16 protein-coding genes and 1 pseudogene are annotated in these 18,356 nt (G+C 50.4%); 12 read left to right on the forward strand and 5 right to left on the reverse strand.

Translation table 11 applies throughout. The features are described from left to right. Window positions 1-10 precede the first annotated feature (10 nt). The 3 genes from ACESTD_RS07315 to mtgA all read left to right on the forward strand — a co-directional run bounded on the left by ACESTD_RS07315 (window position 11) and on the right by mtgA (window position 2,899). Entirely contained in the window at window positions 11-1,339 is a 1,329-nt protein-coding gene (locus ACESTD_RS07315) for an MATE family efflux transporter (protein ID WP_057097953.1), read from the forward strand. Between the two features lie 100 nt (window positions 1,340-1,439). Then, a complete protein-coding gene (locus ACESTD_RS07320) occupies window positions 1,440-2,114 on the forward strand; it encodes an OmpA family protein (RefSeq protein ID WP_005828077.1) in 675 nt (224 codons plus the stop codon). 80 nt (window positions 2,115-2,194) lie between these two features. Further along, window positions 2,195-2,899 carry a monofunctional biosynthetic peptidoglycan transglycosylase gene (gene mtgA / locus ACESTD_RS07325; RefSeq protein ID WP_005828075.1) on the forward strand — a complete coding sequence of 235 codons (705 nt, stop codon included), beginning with the start codon at window positions 2,195-2,197 and terminating at the stop codon, window positions 2,897-2,899. Between the two features lie 75 nt (window positions 2,900-2,974). Here mtgA and ACESTD_RS07330 read toward each other — a convergent pair whose 3' ends face one another. The 3 genes from ACESTD_RS07330 to ACESTD_RS07340 all read right to left on the reverse strand — a co-directional run bounded on the left by ACESTD_RS07330 (window position 2,975) and on the right by ACESTD_RS07340 (window position 6,049). Beyond that, on the reverse strand, window positions 2,975-4,123 hold the full coding sequence (locus tag ACESTD_RS07330) for a cytochrome d ubiquinol oxidase subunit II (RefSeq protein ID WP_005828073.1): 1,149 nt from the start codon (window positions 4,121-4,123) through the stop codon (window positions 2,975-2,977). 20 nt (window positions 4,124-4,143) lie between these two features. Then, complete coding sequence (locus tag ACESTD_RS07335) at window positions 4,144-5,718, reverse strand: cytochrome ubiquinol oxidase subunit I (protein WP_061412888.1); 1,575 nt, start codon at window positions 5,716-5,718, stop codon at window positions 4,144-4,146. A 109-nt stretch (window positions 5,719-5,827) separates the two neighbouring features. Beyond that, entirely contained in the window at window positions 5,828-6,049 is a 222-nt protein-coding gene (locus ACESTD_RS07340) for a DUF4492 domain-containing protein (protein WP_005836288.1), read from the reverse strand. 210 nt (window positions 6,050-6,259) lie between these two features. Between ACESTD_RS07340 and ACESTD_RS07345 the strand changes: the two genes are divergently transcribed. The 9 genes and pseudogenes from ACESTD_RS07345 (at window position 6,260) to ACESTD_RS07385 (ending at window position 16,152) form a co-directional block, all read left to right on the forward strand. Then, a complete protein-coding gene (locus ACESTD_RS07345; RefSeq protein WP_120137555.1) occupies window positions 6,260-7,660 on the forward strand; it encodes a TolC family protein in 1,401 nt (466 codons plus the stop codon). A gap of 12 nt (window positions 7,661-7,672) precedes the next feature. After that, a complete protein-coding gene (locus tag ACESTD_RS07350) occupies window positions 7,673-8,902 on the forward strand; it encodes an efflux RND transporter periplasmic adaptor subunit (RefSeq protein ID WP_373158748.1) in 1,230 nt (409 codons plus the stop codon). Between the two features lie 15 nt (window positions 8,903-8,917). Further along, entirely contained in the window at window positions 8,918-9,664 is a 747-nt protein-coding gene (locus tag ACESTD_RS07355; protein WP_098032068.1) for an ABC transporter ATP-binding protein, read from the forward strand. A gap of 53 nt (window positions 9,665-9,717) precedes the next feature. After that, window positions 9,718-10,938, forward strand: a complete 1,221-nt coding sequence (locus tag ACESTD_RS07360) for an ABC transporter permease (RefSeq protein WP_005836280.1) — start codon at window positions 9,718-9,720, stop codon at window positions 10,936-10,938. A gap of 245 nt (window positions 10,939-11,183) precedes the next feature. Beyond that, entirely contained in the window at window positions 11,184-12,251 is a 1,068-nt protein-coding gene (locus tag ACESTD_RS07365; protein ID WP_005836278.1) for a sensor histidine kinase, read from the forward strand. Continuing rightward, window positions 12,248-12,949 (forward strand): LytTR family DNA-binding domain-containing protein, encoded by a 702-nt coding sequence (locus ACESTD_RS07370; protein ID WP_005836276.1) that lies wholly within the window; start codon window positions 12,248-12,250, stop codon window positions 12,947-12,949. The genes ACESTD_RS07365 and ACESTD_RS07370 overlap by 4 nt, the downstream gene beginning before the upstream one ends. A gap of 412 nt (window positions 12,950-13,361) precedes the next feature. After that, window positions 13,362-14,048, forward strand: a complete 687-nt coding sequence (locus ACESTD_RS07375; protein WP_009036874.1) for an energy transducer TonB — start codon at window positions 13,362-13,364, stop codon at window positions 14,046-14,048. Between the two features lie 316 nt (window positions 14,049-14,364). Beyond that, window positions 14,365-15,009 (forward strand): annotated as a pseudogene (gene pdxH, locus ACESTD_RS07380) (pyridoxamine 5'-phosphate oxidase). Window positions 15,010-15,108: 99 nt separating this feature from the next. After that, entirely contained in the window at window positions 15,109-16,152 is a 1,044-nt protein-coding gene (locus ACESTD_RS07385; protein ID WP_005828056.1) for a DUF2776 family protein, read from the forward strand. Here the strand turns inward: ACESTD_RS07385 and pgl are convergent. Both pgl and zwf read right to left on the reverse strand, forming a co-directional pair. Then, window positions 16,145-16,861 (reverse strand): 6-phosphogluconolactonase, encoded by a 717-nt coding sequence (pgl, locus tag ACESTD_RS07390; RefSeq protein WP_005828055.1) that lies wholly within the window; start codon window positions 16,859-16,861, stop codon window positions 16,145-16,147. The genes ACESTD_RS07385 and pgl overlap by 8 nt on opposite strands. After that, on the reverse strand, window positions 16,858-18,354 hold the full coding sequence (gene zwf / locus ACESTD_RS07395) for a glucose-6-phosphate dehydrogenase (protein ID WP_034525610.1): 1,497 nt from the start codon (window positions 18,352-18,354) through the stop codon (window positions 16,858-16,860). The genes pgl and zwf overlap by 4 nt, the downstream gene beginning before the upstream one ends. Window positions 18,355-18,356 lie beyond the last annotated feature (2 nt).

The following is an 18,356-nucleotide window of genomic DNA, read 5'->3' on the forward strand; positions in this document are numbered from 1 at the left end:
ACCCGTCAACGTGCAAGGAACAAAGAATCTGACACAAGGCCCCATCAACCGCCAGCTTTTCACGCTGGCAATGCCCATCATGGCCACCTCGTTCATCCAGATGGCCTACAGCCTGACGGACATGGCATGGGTAGGGCGTCTGGGCAGTGAGTCCGTGGCTGCAGTAGGTGCGGTAGGCATACTGACGTGGATGTCCGGCTCCATCGCCTTGCTCAATAAAGTGGGCGCCGAAGTCAGCGTAGGCCAGTCCATCGGTGCACGCAGCGAAGAGGATGCACGCAGCTTTGCTTCGCACAACATTACGATTGCCCTGCTCATCTCCGTCTGCTGGGGAGGTCTGCTCTTCCTTTTCGCCCGCCCCATTCTGAACATCTTCGAGCTGAAACAGCATATCACGGACGCCGCCGTGACTTATCTGCGCATCGTGTCGACGGGACTGCCGTTTGTCTTTCTCTCCGCTGCCTTCACGGGCATCTACAACGCGGCAGGACGAAGCAAGATTCCGTTCTACATCAGCGGAACGGGACTGATTATGAATATCCTCCTCGACCCTCTGTTCATCTTCGGCTTCGGTTGGGGAACAGTGGGCGCGGCACTTGCCACATGGCTTTCCGAAGCTACAGTATTCGGCATCTTCGTCTACAAACTCCGGGGGAAAAGCGCCGTGCTCGGAGGTTTCTCCTTTATCGTTCCGCTGAAAAAGAAGTACACCCGGCGCATCTTCAAGCTCGGGCTGCCCGTGGCTACGCTGAACACGCTATTTGCCTTCGTCAACATGTTCCTCTCGCGCACCGCCTCGGAGCAGGGAGGACACATCGGACTGATGGCATTCACCACCGGTGGACAAATCGAGGCCATTACCTGGAATACTTCGCAAGGATTCTCCACGGGGCTGAGTACGTTCATCGCCCAGAACTATGCCGCGGGGCAGAAGTCGCGCGTGAAGCAAGCATGGCGCACCACCATGTGGATGACGGGCGTATTCGGAAGCCTCTGCTCACTACTGTTCATCTTCTTCGGCAGCGAGGTGTTCTCTATCTTCGTACCCGAGGCCGAAGCCTACCGTGTGGGCGGAGATTTCCTCCGCATCGACGGCTATTCGCAAATGTTCATGATGATGGAAATTACCATGCAGGGCGTGTTCTACGGACTGGGACGGACAGTGCCGCCTGCCATTGTCAGCATCGGATGCAATTACATGCGTATTCCGGTGGCGTTATTGCTGGTGCACATGGGTATGGGAGTGGACGCCATCTGGTGGGCAGTAAGTGGAACGACCGTTGCCAAAGGTCTTATACTGACAGCCTGGTTCGTCCTCATCAAAAGGAAAATTCTCTAAAAAAGGACAGAACTGGCGAACTTTAGAAAGAAGAATATGGTTATTATATACATAAATTTGCAACATTAAAGATAAAGTCAACTTTTAAAGAAAAAGAGTTATGAAGAAGATGAAATTTACAGTATTACTTTTGTGCGGCGCATTGCTGCTGGGCAGTTGCGGCACAATGAACAACAAGGCCAAAGGTGGAATAATCGGCGGTGGCTCCGGTGCAGCAGCAGGTGCCATTATCGGCGGACTGATAGGTAAAGGCAAGGGGGCAGCCATTGGAGCTGCGGTAGGTGCTGCAGTAGGTACGGGTGCCGGCGTTGCCATCGGACACAAGATGGACAAGAAGGCTGCCGAAGCTGCCAAGATTGAAGGCGCCCAAGTGGAGCAGGTGACGGATGCAAACGGCTTGCCGGCTGTCAAAGTATCCTTTGCGGCAGGTATTCTTTTCGGCTTCAACTCCGCAGCACTGAGCAACGAGGCAAAGGCTTCCCTGCGCGAACTCGCACAGATTCTGAAGGAAGACCCGACAACCGATATCGCCATCATCGGCCATACCGACAAAGTGGGTACTTACGAAGCCAACATGAAAGTTTCCAAGAACCGCGCCTATGCCGTAGAGAACTATTTGCAGGATTGCGGCGTATCTCCGGCCCAGTTCAAGAAAGTGGAAGGCGTGGGATACAACGAATACGACGAAAGTCTGTCTGCCGACCAGAACCGACGCGTAGAGGTATATATGTATGCCAGCGAACAGATGATTAAGAATGCGGAGGCAGCTAATTAATATGGTAAAGTGATTAATGTGTTAATGTGCCAATATGCATATTGGCACATTAACACATTAATCACATTGGCACTCTCTCCATGAAACTCCCGAAGCCTTTGCGGTTCCTCCGCAACATCATATTATTCTTCTTTATTTCCACTATCCTAGCGGTAGTGGCTTATCGTTTTGTACCCGTCTACATCACGCCACTGATGGTTATTCGCAGCGTGCAACAGGTCTTTAAGGGTGAAAGTCCATGCTGGCACCACACTTGGGTATCTTCCGACAAGATATCCCCTCACCTGCCTATGGCCGTCATTGCCTCGGAAGACAACCGGTTTGCCACACACAACGGATTCGATTTCATCGAGATACAGAAAGCGATAAAGGAGAATGAAACAAGAAAACGGAAACGGGGTGCAAGCACCATCAGCCAGCAGACGGCAAAGAATGTATTCCTATGGCCCCAGTCTTCCTGGGTACGTAAAGGACTGGAAGTCTACTTCACCGTACTGATAGAATTCTTCTGGTCCAAAGAACGTATCATGGAGGTCTATCTCAACTCCATCGAAATGGGAAAAGGCATCTATGGCGCACAAGCTGCCGCCAAATACAAGTTCAAGACTACAGCAGCCAAGCTCTCTGCCGGACAGTGCGCACTAATAGCGGCAACATTGCCCAACCCCATACGCTTCGACTCAGCACACCCCTCCCCTTACATAAAGAAAAGGCAAGGACAGATTCTACGATTGATGAAACTGGTACCCAAATTCCAGCTAAATGAGAAGCGGACAAAAGAATAAGAAGAGGATGTATCAAAACAGTTAATAGCACACAGATGACACATCCTCCTTTAATTTTTAATTCTTAATTTTTAATTAATACGCGTGTCCTCCCTCTTCCATCTCCTTCGCATCAATCTTGCGATTGTCGATACTGCGCCAAGCGTAGAAGATGTAGGCAAGAACGAAAGGAACAAGGATAGAGACATAAGCCATAACCTTCAGTGTGAACTGGCTCGAGCAACTGTTTGCCAACGTGAGTGAGCTTTGCAGGTCGTGGGTAGAAGGATAATAGGCCGTATTGTTATAGCCTGCCACAAGCAGCAGTGCCAATACCGTAAGCACCGTCCCTGCACCGGCAAACCAGATACCCTTGTCGAATGCCGGCTTCCACAGCGTGCGGATAATGCCCCAGAGCACAGCCACCACACCAACCAGGAATACAAGCAGCACTACCGGCATCTGCAGGAAGTTCGTCAGATACTTGTAAGGTTCCATGAACACCTCTCCCGTTTCCGGGCGTACAGCATAGCCGTCGGCAAGCAGCGTGCGGATGACGAAGGCCAGGAAGAATACCAGGAACAACGCCGTATTTCCCCAGAGTGCCCGGCGGCAGCGTTTCACCAAATCATCCTCATTGATATTATTAATAAAATAAAGCGCTCCCAAGATACGTGCCAGGAAGAACACAGCCAGCCCCAGCACCACATTCCACGGATTAAGCAACGCATCCAAACCATGCCAGCCGTTAGCCCATTGGCTGATAACCGGCATTGCCGCATCTGCGATATTCCCTTTATTGATATAGAAGTTAGACCCCGTGAAGAACGTGGCCACTGCCCCACCCAGCAATACCGGACCTACCACTCCGTTTATCACCAGGAACGTGCGATACGTTGTCTTACCCAGCAGATTTCCCGCCTTCGACTGAAACTCGTAGCTGACAGCCTGCAACACAAAGCTGAACAGAATAATCATCCACAACCAATAAGCTCCTCCGAAACTGGTACTATAGAACAACGGAAACGAAGCAAAGAACGCGCCTCCAAACGTGACGAGCGTTGTAAACGTGAACTCCCACTTCCGTCCCGTAGAATTAATCATCATCTTCTTCTGCTCCTCCGTCTTCCCCAGACAGAACAGAAGCGAATTACCTCCCTGCACGAACAGCAGGAATACCAGTAGTGCTCCCAGCAAAGAGACTACAAACCACCAATAGTGTTGAAGAAATATATAAGCATTCATTGTGAGTTATGAGTTATAAGTTATGAGTTATGTGACGGTGTGTGCGTTTCGGTTTCCGGACCTTTGCGAATGGCCTTCAGCATAATTCCCACCTCAGCAATCAGCATGACAGTGAAAAGTACCAGGAAGATAAAGAACGTGGTCTGCACGGAGCCTACATCCAGCTTAGAGATGGCGGCACTCGTGGGCAGCATATCTTGGATGGCCCACGGCTGGCGACCACACTCGGCAACCACCCATCCGGCTTGTCCAGCCAGATAGCCCAGCGGAATGGTGAGCATAGCCACCCAATGCATCCATGGCATCCGCGACAAGTCTTTCTTATAGGCCAGGAACAGCACCACAATAAAGAAGAGGATGAAGTACCCACCCAACATCACCATCACACGGAACATGTAGAACGTAAGGGGCACATTGGGCACCAGCTCGTTCACGTCCTTGATATAACCGTAACCGAAATAGGCTACATTATCTTTCAACACTTTGGCAGCCACCTCTGCATCTGCCTCATTGCCCGCAGCCTTGGCTGCACGATAGGCGGCAAACGCACCGATAGCCGTTTTTCCTTTTTCTATTTTCTCCTCTGCCGAAAGCGCTACGGTACCATCGCTCAACGGATATCCGCCTTTCAGCAGGTCATTGATACCGGGAACAAAAGCATCCATCTTGCGCTCGGCAAGCAACGACAGCATCTTCGGAATTTCCACACGGAAAAGGAATGGGTCTACTCCGTCCTGCGGTGTCTGCTTGGCAGGATTCAGCAGCCCGAACGCTACCAATCCGGCACCTTGCCGCCCTTCATAATAGCCTTCCATAGCAGCCAGCTTCATCGGCTGCTTTTGCGCCACCTGATAGCCCGAGCCATCACCCGTCCAGGCAGAGAGCACAGCGGCACACAGACCTACCCATGCGGCAATCTTTACACTTGCCAGCGCAAATTTCTTCTCGCGCTTCTTCCACAGATACCAGCAGCTTACGCCTACTACAAACACGGCAGCCAGCACCCAGCCGGACAGCACGCTGTGGAAGAACTTGTTGACAGCCATCGGCGAAGTTGCCACAGCCCAGAAGTCCACCATCTCGTTGCGTGCCGTATCGGGATTGAACTCCATACCTACGGGATTCTGCATCCACGCATTGGCAACCAGAATCCACCAGGCAGAAATCGTGGCGCCCAGCCCCGTGAGCCAAGTAGATGCCAGGTGGAAACGCTTGCTCACCTTATCCCAGCCGAAGAACATGACGGCGATAAACGTTGCTTCCATAAAGAAAGCCAAAATACCCTCGATGGCAAGCGGCGCACCGAAGATGTCGCCCACAAACCAACTGTAATTACTCCAATTCGTACCGAATTCAAATTCCAGAATAATACCGGTTGCTACACCAATAGCAAAGTTGATACCGAAAATCTTCATCCAGAATTTGGCAGTACGTTTCCAAAATTCGTCACCCGTACGGTAGTACGCTGTCTCCATGATGCCCATAATTACCGCCAGTCCAAGTGTCAGCGGCACAAAAATCCAGTGATAGATGGCGGTCAAGGCAAATTGGGCTCTCGACCAGTCAATCAGGGAAGTGTCAATGTGTCCAAGCATAAGAATCAAGTTATAAGTTATGAGTTATTAAGTTTTTAAGTTATCGGGTAAGAACAGAGAGACACAGAGAATTTATAAGGGCAAGGAAATAAACTCTGTGTCTCCGTGTTTAGTCGCCCAGACTCCGATGGATAAGCTCATTACTGACATAGCCTTCCTTGTCATCGCCCACCACGGGGGTATTCAGAAACCGTGGGAAGAAGAAAAGGCGGAGAATGAAGAACATGATGAATAACTTCACAAGAATGATAAGCCACAAAGTACGCCCTAACGTCATACTTCGAAAACCTTCCAAATAAAAACGCCAAATGTTTACCGCAGTCTGTTTCATGCCGATAAAATTATAATGATTACAAATATAAAATACTTTTATATAAAGAACAAATAAAAAGGTGAAAAGTTGAACAGAAAAAAGACTTCTCCCATTCATCGGTACAAAAAAGATTTTAGGCGAGGAAAATTCACTCTACGTCTATCACTTTTGCAATCCTTTCTCCACCCTACTACATTTGCAAATGTAAAACCATAGAATAACGAAGATATGACGAACGTAAAAAGATTGACAGTGATAGCGCTATGTATGGCAAGCTGCATGGGAGTGGCCGCCCAAAACGGCACTTCCACGCAGATACCCGGCAGTTCCGAGCAGCCAGCCGACAGCCTGCCCGCCCAATGGGACTTGCAAGCGTGCATCGACTATGCCTTGCAGCAAAACATCACCATCCGCAAGAACCGCCTCAACGCGGAAAGTGCCCAGGTAGATGTAAAGACCGCCCGAGCCGCTCTCTTCCCCAGCCTTTCGGCCAGTGTGAGCCAGCGTGTCGTGAATCGCCCGAAGAGCGAGACAAACACCATCATCGACGGCGACAACATCACCAGCAGCCAGAGCAAGACTTCCTATAACGGCAGCTACGGCATCGATGCCAACTGGACCCTCTACAACGGCGGGAAGCGCCTCAACACCATCAAACAACAGCAACTGAACAACCGCATTGCCGAACTTAGCGTAGCACAGAGCGAGAACAGCATCGAAGAAAGTATCGCACAAACCTACGTACAGATACTCTACGCCGCCGAAGCCGTGAAAGTGAACGAATCGACCCTGGAAGTGAGCCAGGCCGAATGCGAACGCGCCCGCCAGCTTCTCGAAGCAGGAAGCATAGCCAAAAGCGACCTGGCACAACTGGAAGCGCAAGTGAGTACCGACAAGTACCAGCTGGTGACAGCACAAGCCACCCTGCAAGACTACAAACTACAACTGAAACAGCTCCTGGAACTGGATGGCGAAGCCGAAATGAACCTCTACATCCCTGCCCTCGGCACGGAAAACGTACTGGCACCCCTGCCCACCAAAACGGACGTTTACCGTTCTGCCCTCGTGCTCCGTCCGGAAATAGAAGCCGGCAAACTGAATATACAGACATCCGACCTCGACATCAAAATTGCCCGCGCTGGCTATCTGCCTACGCTGAGCCTCAGCGCCGGCATCGGAACCAGCCATGCCAACGGCAATGACTTCACCTTCAGCGAGCAAGTCAAACAGAACTGGAACAACTCGCTGGGCTTCACCGTAAGCGTGCCTATCTTCAGCAACCGGCAGACCAAGAGTGCCGTAGAGAAAGCCAAGATTCAGAAGCAGACCAGCGAACTGGACCTGCTGGACGACCAAAAAACGCTGTACAAGACCATCGAAACCCTCTGGCTCGATGCCAACAGCGCCCAGCAGCGCTACGCCGCCGCCACAGAGAAACTGAAAAGTACGCAGACCAGCTATGAACTGATTCAAGAGCAGTTCAACCTGGGCATGAAGAATACCGTAGAACTGCTGACTGAGAAAAGCAATCTGCTCAGCGCACAGCAGGAGACACTGCAAGCCAAATACATGGCCATACTGAATATGCAGCTACTGAAGTTTTATCAAGGAGAAAAAATCGAATTATAATACCTTATATATATGAACAAAAAAAGAATCATCCTCATTGCCGTAGCTGCCGTAATCATAGTGGGCGGCGGCGTATGGCTCTTCGGTGGTGCCAAGGCCAAGCACAAGGTGACCTACGCCACAGCAACCATCCATAAAGGCGAGATTTCCGAATCCGTAACCGCCACGGGGACCATCGAACCGGTGACGGAAGTGGAAGTGGGTACCCAGGTGAGCGGTATCATCGACAAGATTCATGTAGACTACAATTCCGTAGTAACCAAAGGCCAACTCATTGCCGAGATGGACCGCGTGACACTGCAAAGCGAACTTGCCTCGCAACGCGCCGCCTACAACGGTGCAAAGGCCGAATACGAGTACCAGAAAAAACTCTACGAGCGCAACAAGACGCTGAACGAAAAGCAGCTCATCGCCGCCACGGACTATGAGCAGTCCGTCTATAACTACGAGAAGGCCCGCAGCAACTACGAAAGCAGCCAGGCATCACTGGCAAAGGCTGAACGCAACCTCTCCTACGCCACCATCACCTCGCCCATCGACGGTGTGGTCATCAGCCGTGACGTGGAAGCAGGACAGACCGTGGCTTCCGGCTTCGAGACACCGACACTGTTCACCATCGCTGCCGACCTGACGCAGATGCAGGTTGTGGCCGACGTGGACGAAGCGGACATAGGCGGTGTGGAAGAGGGACAGCGCGCCACGTTTACCGTAGACGCCTACCCGAATGACGTGTTCGAAGGAGTGGTCACACAAATTCGTCTGGGAGATGCCAGCTCAAGCAGCACGTCGAGCACCAGCACCAGCACGGTTGTGACCTACGAAGTAGTCATCTCCGCCCACAACCCGGACCTGAAACTGAAACCACGCCTGACAGCCAACGTCACCATCTTCACCCTCGACCGCAAAGACGTACTGTGCGCTCCTGCCCGTGCCCTGCGCTTCAACCCCGAAAAACCGCTTATCGGCGACAATGATATCGTGAAGGATTGCGAAGGGGAACATAAACTCTGGACCCGCAAAGGCAACACCTTTACCGCCCATCCAGTGAAGATAGGTATCTCCAACGGAGTCAACACGGAAATTATCAGTGGCATTAACGAAGGTACCATAGTAGTGACCGAAGCCACCATCGGCAGCATGCCCGGCAGCGGCGCTCCGGACATGAGCCAGGAAGCTCCCGGCGGTGAGAAGAGTCCGTTCATGCCTGGCCCTCCGGGAAGTAAGAAGAAGAGCGGAAAATAATACAAAAAAAGAATTATGAATAAAGCAGTCATTGAACTTCAAAATATCAAACGCAACTTCCAGGTGGGGGACGAAACCGTGCATGCCCTGCACGGCGTCTCGTTCACCATCCGTGAAGGCGAGTTTGTCACCATCATGGGTACATCGGGCTCCGGAAAGTCTACTTTGCTGAATACCCTCGGCTGCCTGGACACACCCACCAGCGGCGAATACCTGCTGGACGGTATCTCCGTACGTACCATGAGCAAGCCTCAACGCGCCGTACTACGCAACCGTAAAATCGGCTTCGTATTCCAGAGCTACAACCTGCTGCCCAAAACCACTGCCGTGGAAAATGTGGAGCTACCGCTGATGTATAACTCCTCCGTCTCGGCTTCCGAAAGGCGGAGACGTGCCATCGAAGCCCTGCAAGCCGTGGGGCTGGGCGACCGACTGGAACATAAGTCCAATCAGATGTCCGGCGGTCAGATGCAACGCGTAGCCATCGCCCGCGCCTTGGTGAACAATCCCGCCGTTATCCTGGCAGACGAAGCTACGGGTAACCTGGACACCCGTACTTCTTTCGAGATTCTGGTACTGTTCCAAAAGCTGCATGCCGAAGGGCGCACCATCATCTTCGTCACCCACAACCCCGAAATAGCCCAGTACAGCAGCCGCAACATCGTGCTGCGCGACGGACAAATCAAGGACGATACCATCAACACCCAAATCCAGAATGCAGCCGAAGCCCTGGCAGCATTGCCTAAGCAGGAGGAGGAATGAGGGATAAGGGATTAAGGATTAGGGATTAATTTTAAACTTTCCATTAAAACGATATGAACGGAACAAACCTTTTCAAAATAGCCTTGCGAGCCTTGAACAACAACAAGCTGCGCGCATTCCTCACCATGCTGGGCATCATCATCGGCGTGGCGTCCGTCATCACGATGCTTGCCATCGGACAAGGTTCGAAGAAAAGCATCCAGGCGCAAATCTCCGAGATGGGCTCCAACATGATTATGATTCACCCCGGTGCTGACATGCGCGGCGGTGTCCGCCAAGACCCCAGCGCCATGCAGACCTTGAAGCTGACCGACTACGAAGCCCTGCGAAACGAAACCAACTTTCTGGCTGCCGTCAGCCCCAATGTCTCCTCCAGCGGGCAGCTCATCGCGGGCAACAACAACTACCCCTCCTCCGTGAGCGGCGTGGGCACGGACTATCTCGAAATCCGGCAGCTCAGCGTGGAGAACGGCGAGATGTTTACCGAAGCCGACATACAGACCTCTGCCAAGGTGTGCGTCATCGGAAAGACCATCCAAGACAACCTCTTTCCCGGAGGAGAGGACCCTGTGGGACGTATCATCCGCTTCAACCAAGTGCCCTTCCGCGTGGTGGGCGTGCTGAAGTCCAAAGGCTACAACTCCATGGGCATGGACCAGGACGACGTAGTGCTTGCCCCTTACAGCACCGTGATGAAACGCCTGCTGGCACAGACCTACCTTAGCGGCATCTTCGCCTCCGCCCTCACCGAGGACATGACGGACAATGCCACCGACGAAATCACCGAGATACTGCGCCGCAACCACAAGCTGAAGGAGAGTGACGACGACGACTTCACCATTCGCAGCCAGCAGGAACTCAGCACCATGCTGAACTCCACCACCGACCTGATGACCACGCTGCTTGCCTGCATAGCCGGCATTTCGCTCGTAGTGGGCGGCATCGGCATTATGAACATCATGTACGTATCGGTGACGGAACGCACGCGCGAAATCGGCCTGCGCATGAGTGTAGGCGCCCGCGGTGTCGACATCTTGAGCCAGTTCCTCATCGAAGCTATCCTCATCAGCATCACCGGAGGCATCATCGGCGTCATCATCGGATGCGGAGCCAGCTGGATAGTGAAGAGCGTTGCCCACTGGCCCATCTTCATCCAGCCGTGGAGTGTATTCCTCTCCTTCGCCGTATGTACCGTCACCGGAGTGTTCTTCGGTTGGTATCCCGCCAAGAAAGCTGCGGACCTCGACCCGATAGAGGCCATACGCTACGAATAACCTTTTCTCCCTTGCCGGAAGTTAGCCAAATAGTTCTTAAGTATTAGGAAAAAAGTTTCCGGCAATAGGGAAAAAAGTTATGCGAAACCAAGGATAATCTCTATCCCAAGCCTTGGGATAGACATCCGCAAGCTTGGGATACATATCCGCAACCTGGAAACGCTTATCCGCAACCTGCGAACAGAGATTTGCTTCGCAGGCAGCGGATATTTCCAATATCCACCTAAAATCCGTATCTTTGTATCATGATGAAACAACAGCTCCCTAACCCACGCCGCCGCGGCATCGAAACCCTGATACACATCATTGTCTGGGGTATCGTCATCGGTTTCCCCTTTCTGATGATGACACGCAGCGGCTTCAATATCAGCCTTGCGGACTATCTGCGCCACGGTAGCAGCAGTACCCTCTCATTCTTCCTTGTATTCTACATCAACTACTGCCTCCTCATTCCCCGCTACTTGTTCGAGGGACGCATCCGGCAGTATCTCCTGCTGAACACACTGCTCATCATCTGCATTACCACCGGCGCCCACCTTTGGCAAGAATACACATTCCAAAACCATATGCGCGGCGATGATGACGGTCAGCACATGGGGCCTCCCAAATGGATATTCATCTTGCGCGACGTCTCGACCATGATTCTCACCGCCGGCCTCAGCGCTGCCATCAAGCTGAGCCGCCGCTGGGCGCAGATGGACGCCGCCCGCCGCGAAGCCGAGAAAAGCCGCACGGAAGCCGAGTTGAAGAACCTGCGCAACCAGCTCAACCCGCACTTCCTGCTCAATACGCTGAACAACATCTACGCCCTCATCGCCTTCGATGCCGACAAGGCACAGACTGCCGTGCAGGAACTGAGCCGACTGCTGCGCCATGTGCTGTATGACAATCAGCAGAACTTCGTCACCCTGGACAAGGAGATGGACTTCATCCGCAACTACATCGAACTGATGCGCATCCGTCTCTCCGCCAACGTCCGTGTGGAAACAAAGATAGACGTCCGACCGGACAGCCGTACTGAAATAGCTCCGCTCATCTTTATTTCCCTCATAGAGAATGCCTTCAAGCATGGCATCTCCCCCACCGAACCCAGCTTTATCCGTATCCACTTCAGTGAAAGCCCCGGAGAGATACATTGCGAAATAACCAACAGCTATCATCCCAAAAGCGTGGCAGACAAGAGTGGAAGCGGCATCGGGTTGGAACAAGTGCGCAAGCGTCTGGAGCTGACCTATCCCGGTCATTACGACTGGCAGCAAGGAGTGAGTGAGGACATGAAAGAGTATAAATCTATTTTAATTATAAAGATATGAATCTGAAGTGCGCCATTGTAGACGACGAGCCCCTCGCCCTGGGGTTGCTGGAAAGCTACGTCAACAAGACCCCGTTTCTAGAGTTGGTCGGTAAATACTCCAGTGCCGTACAAGCCATCAAGGAGTTGCCCGAGAAGCACATCGACCTGCTTTTCCTCGACATCCAGATGCCCGAACTGAACGGACTGGAATTTTCGAAGATGGTCGATTCCGGCACCCGCATTGTCTTTACCACCGCCTTCGACCAGTATGCCATAGACGGCTACAAAGTCAATGCGCTGGACTACCTGCTGAAACCCATCTCCTACGTCGACTTTCTGCAGGCTGCCAACAAGGCTGTGCAATGGTTTGAATTGCTGCAACAGCCCAAGGAAGAGATTCAGAGCATCTTCGTAAAGAGCGAGTATAAGCTGGTGCAAATCGAATTGAGTAAAATTCTGTACATAGAGGGGCTGAAAGACTATCTCAAAATCTACGAGGAGGATTCTCCCAAGCCTATCTTGTCTCTCATGAGCATGAAGGCAATGGAGGAACTTCTGCCTGCCTCGCGTTTCATGCGCGTCCACCGTTCCTACATTGTTCAGAAGAATAAAATACGTATTATAGACCGTGGCCGCATCGTGTTCGGAAAGAATTACATCCCGATAAGTGACAGCTATAAACAAGCTTTTCAAGAATTTTTAGACCAAAGAAGCTAAAAAAATCGACCAATCCGTCGATAAAATCGGAAAAACCGTCGATTTATTATAGAATCTTTTTGCATATTAAAATATGTTTTTTTATCTTTGCACCGAACAGATAGGAGTTGTGAAACTCCCCCAATAGAATAGTTTAGTTAAGTCTAGTTTAGTTTTTGTGTGAAGCACTTCCTCCGTAAGCGAACGTTGGAAGTGCTTTTTACATATCAACACTATTTAATCCACAAGCAGAAAAATTATCAAAGCAAATTTAAAAAACTATATATAACTACATATCAAACACCAACATAACATTCATTTTCTTATCTTTAATACAGAAACAAGTGGGCACGCATGTTTTATGATTTTACTAATCACATCTGTATAATGTTAGTTTCGCGACAACCATTATACGGTAATAATCTTGTAAATTATGGAAATCAAGAAAACATCCAAAGCAAGCCTGGAAAACAAGAAGTCAAGTTGGCTACTTGTAGGTTATGTAATTGTGCTGGTCTTCATGTTCGTTGCATTTGAATGGTCGAAGCGTGATGTTAGGATTGACATGAGCGGTGCTATTACCGAGAACGTATTTGAGCAGGAAATTGAAATTCCTATCACGGAGCAACCCGAATTAGTAGCTCCACCACCCCCTCAAGCTCCTGCAATTGCCGAGGTATTGACAATTGTGGATGATAATGACAATGTGAAAGAAACAGCCATTGCCTCTTCCGAAGAAATCGGTGAAGCTGTAATCATCAAAACCATATCTCCAACCGTAGATGAAGAGATTCCGGTAGAGGATGAGATTTTTGAAGTTGTAGAGAAGAATCCCGAGTTTTCTTATAATGGCATGAGTCTGATGCAATATCTGGGTAAGAGTATAAAATACCCGACTATTGCACAAGAGACCGGAACCCAGGGGCGCGTAATAGTACAATTCGTTGTCAACAAAGACGGCAGCATCGTAGATGTAAAAGTAGTAAGAGGCGTAGATCCCTATCTGGACAAAGAAGCTATCCGTGTGATTTCCACCATGCCCAAATGGAAACCCGGTGAGCAACGAGGCAAACCGGTCCGTTGTAAATTCACAGTTCCCGTAATGTTTAAATTACAATAGCAGACATGCCAGTGTCCACTTTCCACTTGTCTTCATAAGGTAATCTCCAATATCCGAGGGCGTGTCAAAACTGGTATTCACCACAGATTACACAGATTTGCACAGATAAGCATCTTTGATTATCAGTAGATTAAGCTCATTCTGTGTTAATCCGTGTAATCTGTGGTGAATTTTGACACACCCCCATTTTTTTAAGTATCAACACAGCCATTTCCTTCTTCCATATTTTTCTTTCCACAGAAAAACAAAAACATTCAGCCCTCTCAGACTGTTACATAGAAAAACAATATATCACTCCTGATAAAACCACACGATAATGAAATCACAACTCTTTGACATCAGAAGAGAATATAAGAAAGGCAGGCTGACACCGGGTAACCTCAACGACAATCCCTTTGAGCAATTCGACCATTGGCTGAACGATGCTATCCATAGTGATGAGTACGAGCCCACCGCCATGACGGTAGCTACAGTCTCGACAGACGGGCATCCTTCTACACGCACAGTGTTGCTGAAAGGGGTGGAAAATGGCCGTTTCATCTTCTTCACCAACTACGAAAGCAGAAAAGGCCGGCAACTGACTGCAAATCCGTATATATCCTTATCTTTCGTATGGCACAAACTGGAAAGGCAAATACACATTGAAGGAAAAGCTGAAAGATGCGCTCCTGCCGATTCTGACGCCTATTTTGCAAGCAGGCCTTACAAAAGTAAAATCGGGGCGAGGATTTCACCCCAAAGTCACGTCATCGGCAGCCGTATGGAGATAATGCGCGCGTTCGTCCGCGAAGCGGCAACATGGATAGGGCAAAGTATCAAACGTCCCGACAACTGGGGAGGTTTTGCCGTCACCCCTTTCCGTTTTGAATTCTGACAAGGACGGGAAAGCAGGCTACACGACCGTTTCCTCTATTCCCAACAAGCGGATGGCAGCTGGAAAAAGGAGAGGCTGGCTCCCTAAATACGGACAGGGAAACACTTCTCATCACAAATAAATCTTAAAAGGAGGAACAAAGCCACAGAAACGCTGTTTGAAGGGGAAACTCTAAAAACAACTGTTATGAATTACGGTATCAGTATTCTTTTCAGGGCTATACCCTTGTTGATGGCCCTTTTCTGTTTCGGCTACGGAGCCTTTGTGCTCCACGAAGGACTGGATTCGGCAAAATTTGTGGCCGGTCCGGTAGTATTTTCCTTAGGGATGATTTGCATTGCCTTGTTCGCCACAGCGGCAACAATCATTAGACAAATTATTCATACCTACAATCCGATAGCCAGATACGCACTTCCGGTTATTGGTTACCTGGCAGCCGTACTCACAGTAATCTATGGTTGGAATTATATGCACGAAGCTGCCACGGCAAGCAATTTCGTGGCAGGACACGTGATTTGCGGAGTCGGTTTCATCACAGCTTGTGTAGCTACCACAGCCACAGCCTCCACCCGCTTCACCCTCATTCCCGCCAACTCGGAACGTACCGACCAGCTACAACCTGCCGATGCATTCAATTCCTCCCAGGGATATATCCTGATAGCAGTTGCCACCCTTATGGCAGTAATGGCATGGATATGGGCCTTCTGGCTATTGTCAAAAAGCAGCGAGCACAATGCATATTATGTAGCAGGCCATGTCATGGCAGGACTTGCTTGTATCTGTTCCAGCTTGGTGGCGCTGGTTGCAACCATCGTCCGCCAGATACGCAACAACTATACAAAGTCTGAACGGAAACAATGGCCGGCCCTTGTTTTGATAATGGGCAGCATAAGCATTCTCTGGGGACTTCTGGTCTTGGCCAACAGCAATCCGGCACTCTCCTCCACAGGATATATTATGATAGGCCTGGGACTGGTATGCTACAGCATTTCCAGCAAAGTCATACTACTTGCCGCCATCTGGCGGAACACTTTCAAGCTGGCCAACCGCATCCCGCTGATTCCGGTCTTCACGGCCCTGGCTTGTCTGTTTCTCTCCGCCTTTCTGTTTGAGATGGCAAGCCTGCACAATGCCTATTTTGTCCCTGCACGCGTACTGGCAGGTTTGGGAGGCATCTGCTTTACATTATTCTCCATCGTAAGCATTCTGGAGAGCGGTACATCTAAGTAGACATTTTCCCGCCATTGGCCTGAGCATCGAGGAACAATTCCACACGCTCGGCATGGTGGGCCACATAAGCTGCCGGACCGGTATCCCCGGAATCAAGAATATCGCGGACCACATCCGCCTTATTCTTGCCGGTAACAAAGAAAATAAGATTCTTCGCAGCAAACAAAAGGCAGCCGGTCATGGCTATGCGTTTCTGCCCATTATAGGGATTGACACTCACCTCATAAGGATGAAAGGAAGAAAGCAGATATTCCTGCCCCGGAAAGATAGAGGAGGTATGCCCGTCGTCTCCAGCACCGAGCAAAACGACATCGAAGGCCGGGAAGCCACCCCAAAGCGGAACCGTGCGGCAAACCAGCGTCGAATAGTTCTTTGCTTCAATCTCCGGGCGGTTCACTCCATAAATAGGATAAACGTATTCATCGGGCATGCCTACTTCATCCAACAGCAAACGGCGCATGGTACCATAATTGCTCTCATAATCCTCTGCCGGCACACACCGTTCATCCACCCAATAAATCCGCATCCGCATCCAAGGAGTCACCTCCTTGTACTCGTTGGCCCAAATGTCAAACATCAGCGAAGGAGTACTTCCCCCACTGAATGCAAAATAAAAGGTCTTTTCCGGCTCACGCTCCATCATCGCAATCAAATGTTCAATCAACGCATGTGCCGTAGCTGTAGCCGAATGGTAAACATAACTTTTCATAACTCGCAATATTCATCTGTATTAGTCAAATTCTTACACGGATTAGTCCACTCAGCACCATGTTCGTGCATCATCGCTTCACTTTCCAAAGGTCCCCACGTACCTACGGGATACCCATATAAAGGAGCATCCGTATGCTCTTTCCAATAACGCAACACGGGATCGAAAAAGCGCCATGAAGCCTCTACCGCGTCGCTGCGGGTAAAGAGTGTAGGGTCACCTTGTATGCAGTCCTCTATCAGACGGGCATAGGCATCGCCGGTAGGCAACCCGCCCAACTGGTCATAACTGAAGTCCATCATCACCTGCTTCACGTCAAATCCGGGTCCGGGAGTCTTCATGCCGAATTTCAGCACAATACCTTCATTGGGTTGCAGGCGGAGAATCAGCTTATTCGCGCGGGGACAATGTCCACCCTCGCAACGGAACATCTGATGGGGCGTCTCACGGAAATGTACAACAATCTCAGTCACCTTTGTCGGCATTTGTTTGCCGGTACGGATATAGAAAGGAACACCCTTCCACCGCCAGTTGTTAATACCGATTTTCATGGCAATATACGTTTCGGTACGCGAATCAGGTGCCACGTTCTTCTCTTCCCTATACCCGGCTTTCGAGCCCGAAGCCGTATATTGTCCGCGGACAATGTGTTCCTCCAAATCCTCCTCTGTCAAGGGGGCCAATGACTCATAGACCTTCACCACCTCGTTGCGGAAATTATCGGCATTGAAAACGGCAGGCGGTTCCAATGCAGTGAGCGCCACAAGCTGTATGAGGTGGTTTTGTACCATATCGCGCAGGGCTCCGGCACCTTCATAGAATCCGCCACGTCCTTCGATACCCAGATTCTCTACGGCTGTAATCTCCACATAGTCTATATAATTACGGTTCCATAGCGGTTCGAAGATTCCGTTGGCAAAACGGAAGGCGAGAATGTTCTGCGCCGTTTCCTTACCCAAAAAATGGTCGATGCGGTAAATCTGATGCTCCTTGAAAACGGAAGCATAAATGCTATTCAGCTTTCTGGCTGACTCCAAATCGTAACCGAACGGCTTTTCAACGATGATACGCGTATCAGGACGGTTCAGACCGGCCGCCTTCAAGTGCAAGGGAATGACACCGTACAAGGAAGGTGGAGTAGCCAGATAGAACAGCAGGTTGTCCGGTTTCTGCTCACCGGTAAACTCTTGTAAACGTCCGTCCAGCAGATGATAGCCTTCAACCTCGGCGGGATCCAATGTCTGGTAATGCAGATGGCTGCAAAAATCCCTCATTTTATCTTCCACCTGCTCTTTGGAAGCTACGAACTTACTCAATTCACTCATTATATATTCTTGGTAACGGGCATCCGTATACTCGGTGCGTCCTATCCCCAGAATGGAGAATCCTTCCGGCAACCGCCCGCCACTATATAAAGTATAGAGCGCCGGCATCAGTTTGCGCTTCGTCAAGTCACCCGAAGCGCCGAATATAACAATCACTAATTTATTCATCA

It is taken from the genome of Bacteroides sp. AR20 (assembly GCF_964250605.1).
Classification (GTDB): Bacteria; Bacteroidota; Bacteroidia; order Bacteroidales; family Bacteroidaceae; genus Bacteroides; species Bacteroides uniformis.